The sequence below is a fragment of the Stenotrophomonas sp. YIM B06876 genome (assembly GCF_030711595.1).
Lineage (GTDB): Bacteria > Pseudomonadota > Gammaproteobacteria > Xanthomonadales > Xanthomonadaceae > Stenotrophomonas.
The window spans coordinates 1-1,812 of sequence record NZ_JAUJUJ010000157.1 but is presented as its reverse complement, the minus strand read 5'-3'; the positions used below and the strand labels follow the sequence as shown (position 1 = coordinate 1,812).

The following is a 1,812-nucleotide window of genomic DNA, read 5'->3' as shown; positions in this document are numbered from 1 at the left end:
GCTGATGCCTTCTTCGAGGATCTGGCCATCGAGCGCCTCGCGGTAGCTCAGCACCGAGCCGATGTCTTCGGGCGCATAGCGCTGGCCCACGCTGCTGTAGATGCCGACCTGCTTGAACAGGTTGGCCATGCCGAAGGTGCGCGCCTCGTCGGCCACGATGGGCACGATGCGCGGGCCCAGCTGCGCGTCCTTGAGCAGGGCGCCGAGCATGCGCACGAAGGCCATGGTGGTGCTCATCTCCTTGCCATCGGCCTGCAGGGCAAAGCGCGCATAGCCCTCCAGCTCCGGCACGGGCAGTGCATCGCACACAGCCTCGCGGTGCGGCAGGTAGCCACCAAGCTGCTGGCGGTGACTGTGCAGGTACTGCATCTCGGGGCTGTCTTCAGCGGGCTTGTAGAAAGCCAGGCCCGTGGTCTGGGCATCGGAGAGCGGCAGGTTGAAGCGGTTGCGGAATTCGATCAGATCGGTGTCGCCCAGCTTCTTCTGGCTGTGCGTGGTCATCTTGCCCTGCCCCGCCGTGCCCATGCCGTAGCCCTTTTTGGTGTGGGCCAGAATCACCGTGGGCTGGCCGGTGTGGCGCGCAGCGGCGGCGTAGGCGGCGTGGATCTTCACCAGGTCGTGCCCGCCGCGCTTCAGGCGGTCGATCTGCTCGTCGGTCATGCCCTGCGCCAGGTGCGCCAGTTCGGGGTTCTGGCCAAAGAAGTTGTCGCGGTTGAAGCGCCCGTCCTTGGCGGCGAAGGTCTGCATCTGGCCGTCCACGGTGCCGGCCAGGGCCCGCACCAGCGCGCCCGTGAGGTCGCGTGCGAACAGGCCGTCCCAGTCGCTGCCCCAGACCAGCTTGATCACATTCCAGCCGGCGCCCGAGAACAGGCGTTCGAGCTCGTCGATGATGCGGCCGTTGCCGCGCACCGGGCCGTCGAGGCGCTGCAGGTTGCAGTTGACCACCCAGACCAGGTTGTCGAGCTTCTCGCGCGCGGCCAGCGTCAGGGCGCTCATGCTCTCGGGCTCGTCCATCTCGCCGTCGCCGAACACGCCCCACACCTTGCGCCCCGAGCAGTCGAGCTGNCGCGGCCAGCGTCAGGGCGCTCATGCTCTCGGGCTCGTCCATCTCGCCGTCGCCGAACACGCCCCACACCTTGCGCCCCGAGCAGTCGAGCTGCTGGCGGTGCGTGAGGTAGTGCATGAAGCGCGCGTGGTAGATCGAACTGATCGGGCCTATGCCCATCGAGCCCGTGGGAAACTGCCAGAAATCGGGCATGAGCCACGGGTGCGGGTAGCTCGACAGGCCCTGCGCGCCGGCGGCGGGCGCGGTGATTTCCTGCCGGTAATGCATCAGGTCCTGTTCGGACAGGCGCCCTTCGAGGTAGGCCCGCGCATACACGCCCGGCGCGCTGTGCGGCTGGAAGAACACCAGGTCGCCCCGGTGCTGGCCCTCGCCCAGGCCCTCGCGGGCGCGGAAGAAGTGGTTGAAGCCGGACTCGAACAGGTCCGCTGCGCTGGCATAGCTGGCGATGTGGCCGCCGAGCTCGCCATAGGCCTGGTTGGCGCGCACCACCATGGCCAGCGCATTCCAGCGCACGATGGACGCCACCCGTTCTTCGATGGCCAGGTCGCCCGGGAAGACGGGCTGGTCCTGCACCGCCACGCTGTTCACATAGGGCGTGTTCAGATCGGGCTGCCAGCCAATGCGCTGGCTGCGGGCCAGCAGCACCAGCTCTTGCAGCATGTGGCGCGCGCGCTCGGGGCCCTCGGTCGCCACCAGCGCCAGAAAGGCGTCGCGCCACTCGGCGGTTTCCTCGGGGTCGGGGTCGG

The 1,812-nt window shown here is 68.4% G+C and carries 1 protein-coding gene and 1 pseudogene; one reads left to right on the top strand and one right to left on the bottom strand.

Annotated features, from left to right (window positions below):
- A pseudogene (aceE, locus tag QZH66_RS15645) lies at positions 1 to 1,041 on the bottom strand (pyruvate dehydrogenase (acetyl-transferring), homodimeric type); the annotation flags it as partial.
- A gap of 286 nt (positions 1,042 to 1,327) precedes the next feature.
- On the opposite strand from aceE, the gene QZH66_RS15640 reads away from it, so the two are divergent.
- Positions 1,328 to 1,812, top strand: a 485-nt coding sequence (locus QZH66_RS15640) for a hypothetical protein (protein ID WP_305806825.1), incomplete at its 3' end; no start/stop codon positions are given.